The organism is Methylobacterium crusticola (assembly GCF_003574465.1).
GTDB lineage: Bacteria > Pseudomonadota > Alphaproteobacteria > Rhizobiales > Beijerinckiaceae > Methylobacterium > Methylobacterium crusticola.
In genome coordinates, this window is record NZ_QOWC01000401.1 from 1 (window position 1) to 3,001 (window position 3,001).

Consider the following 3,001-nt stretch of genomic DNA (forward strand, 5'->3'; position numbering starts at 1 on the left):
GCCATGGCCGAGCGGGTGCCGCCGTCGTCCGCCTCGGCGCTGGCGAGCGCCACCGGCCGCACCCGGCCCGGCGCCCGGGCGGCCACCACCGGCGCCGGCGCGGCCGCCGGCCGGGAGCCGCCGAACAGCATCGACCAGAGCTGGCCGACGAAGTTCGGGCTGTCCTCCTCGTCCGCGGAGGCGATCGCCTGGCTGTAGCCCATGACGCTGCCGCCGCGGGCCAGGATCTCGGCCTTCGCCACCTCGTAGCCGGGCATGGGCCGGCCGTCGGCGGGCAGGTGGACGGTGCGGCCGTCCGGGAACAGGCGCGCGAGCTGGTCGTGGCTCATGCGCGGCCAGGAGCGCACCGAGCCGACGTCGAGGTGCACGAAGGGGCTGCCCGAATGCGGGTACCAGCCGACGCCGCCGCGCTGCATCTGCATGCCGGCCGCCCGGATCTGGTCGATCGAGACGTCCGTGAGGTAGAAGTCCATCGCCTTGCCGAGCATGTGCTGGCTGTGCTCGGCCACCGCCCGCGAGCGCCGGCGCAGGGCCGCGTTGGTCTGGGGCGAGCGGTAGGCCGAGACGACGTGGATGGCCTCGCGCGAGCCGGCGGCGCGGTAGGCCTCCCAGACCACGTCGAACAGGCGCGGGTCCATCCGGGTCGGCTCGTCGATGCGCCAGTCGCGCAGGAGCCAGTTGAGCTGCTCCAGGGCCGCCCGGTCGTAGCGCCCGTCGCGCTTGAACGTGATGGTGGCGCTCTCCTTGGTGTGCTCGTGCAGGATGGTGAGCGCGCGGGTGTCGCCGTTGGCGACCGCGTCCTGCGTGCCCCGGGTGCCGCCCACCACCGCCCCCAGGCAGGCGAGCGCCGCGAGCGCCCCCCGCCGGATCCCCGGGACGCCGCCGGGGCGGCAGGACCACAGGCCCCGCAGGGAGACGGCCGAGCCCCGGCCGGCACGCAACAGCGCTCTCACGATGGTTCCACCCCCGCTCGGGCCGCGGGTCGCGCGGCCGACATGGTGAACGCAAGGTTGCCGAGAACCGTGAAGGATCGGTTATCGGGTCCCCGCGGACCTCGGAGGATGAGCGCTAAGCCTTAACCGTGGCGAAAATCGGCCGACGTTCACGAAGGCGTGTGCGTCCCGCCCGCGCGCCTCCGCCGGGGCGCCCCGGCGGAGGCCGCGGCGTCTAAGCGCCGCGGCCTCTGGGCACCGCGGCCTCTGGGCACCGCGGCCTCTGGGCGCCGCGGCCTCTGGGAACCCCCCGAGCCCGCGGCGCCACGGTCTTGCTACCACCAGTTGCGCCGGAACGGCGCCGGGATGCCGTAATAGTCGGGCGCCGGCTGCACCAGAACCGGGTCGGCCGGCTCCGCCGCCTGCGCGACGGGGCGCCGGGCCGGGCGGGGGGCCTGGTGCTGGGCGAGGTCGCGGGCCGGGCGCGCCTGGTGGGGGACGGGCTTGGGCTTCTGCTTCTGCGCGGCGTCGGCCGGCAGGGCCTCGCTCGAGAGGCCGAGCGCGACCTTCACCCGGGCGTTGATGCCGTAGAGGTCCGGGATGCTGCGCAGGGTCCCGGTCTCGTCCGCCGCGAGGGTGAAGTAGGCGAGGTGGACCGGCAGCCTCCGGGGCAGCATCACGGTGCGCTCGCCCTTGCCGATGAGCTTGCGCAGGCGCTCGGTCGGCCAGGAGGGGCCGAGCACGACCTCGGCGAACCGGAACGGGTCCTCGACCCGGACGCAGCCGTGGCTCAGCGCCCGCTCGCTGCGCGCGAACAGCGCGCGGTTCGGCGTGTCGTGCAGGTAGACCGCGTGGTCGTTGGGGAACATGAACTTGATGAAGCCGAGGGCGTTGCGCTCCCCCGGCGGCTGCCGGACGGCGATGCCGTTGCCGCGCCTGACCACCTGGTAGCCGAGGCGGGCGGCGTAGTTCGGGTCCCGGGCGAGGCGGGGCAGGAACTCGTTCTTCAGGATCGAGGGCGGCACCGTCCAGGACGGGTTCACGACCGCGTAGGTCATCTCGCCGGAGAAGACCGGGGTCGGCGAGTCGGGCTTGCCCACGATGGCGCGGGCCTCGTCGAGGACGCGGCCGCCGCTCATCACCCGGACCTTGAACTCGGGGATGTTGACGAAGACGTGGGTCTCGCCGAGGTCGGCGGGCAGCCAGCGCCAGCGCTCCATGTTGGCGAGGAGGTCGGCCTCCTGGCGCCCCGGCGAGGGCCCGGCCAGCGCCGCGACGGTGGCGGGGTCGAGCACGCCGCTGGCCCTGAGGCCGCGCTCGCGCTGGAAGCTCGCCACCGCGGTCGCGACCTGGTCGTCGTAGGCCGTGGCGTCGCCGGCGCGCCCGAGGCCGAAGCGGGCGCGGATCAGGGGCACCCGGGCGTCGCGCATGCCGGCCTTCAGGGCCGGGCCGCCGGGCAGGCGCACCATCGGGACGGCGCGGCCGGGCTGCTGGGCGCGCAGGGCCGCGAGCTTCGCCTTGAGGGCGAGGTAGCCGGGCTGGGCCGGGTTGTAGCCCTGCAGGAGCCCGTCGGCCCCCGGGCCCGCGGCGGCGAGCCGGGTCAGGACGGCGTCGGCGCCCGGCAGGTCGAGCTTCGGGGTGATCAGCCGCGACAGGCGCCAGGGCTCGATGCGGCCGCCCCGGGCGTCGCGGGCGTACAGGACGGCGGCGGCCGAGAGCTTGAGGTCGGCCTCGGCCCGGTCGGCCGGGGTGGCGTGGGGCGGGTCGAGGAGCGGGATCGGGTAGGCGAGGGGATCGAGGCCGTCCTCGCCGGCGGCCTGGAGGCGGGCGATCACCGCCCGCGCGGCCGGGGTCCAGGCGCCGTCGGCGAGCCACACCGCCTTGAAGGCCCCGAGGGCGTAGAAGGCCTGCATCGCCTCGCGCTCCCGGCGGCCGAGGCGGCGGATCAGGCCGAAGGCCGGGTCGGCGAGGCGCGCCGCCACCACCTCGGCGACGGGGTCGCCGGGGGCGGGCGGGGGCAGGGCCGGCGCCGCGACCGCGGGTGCCGCGACGTCGCCCGGAGGCGCCGC

2 protein-coding genes are annotated in these 3,001 nt (G+C 76.3%); both read right to left on the minus strand.

Annotation, left to right across the window (positions count from 1 at the left end):
- Positions 1 to 911 (minus strand): peptidoglycan L,D-endopeptidase MepK (locus tag DT057_RS34430; RefSeq protein ID WP_420870345.1); only part of this gene is annotated, 911 nt, incomplete at its 3' end.
- A 356-nt stretch (positions 912 to 1,267) separates the two neighbouring features.
- The coding region (locus DT057_RS34435; RefSeq protein WP_128566490.1) for a L,D-transpeptidase family protein at positions 1,268 to 3,001 on the minus strand (1,734 nt) is incomplete at its 5' end.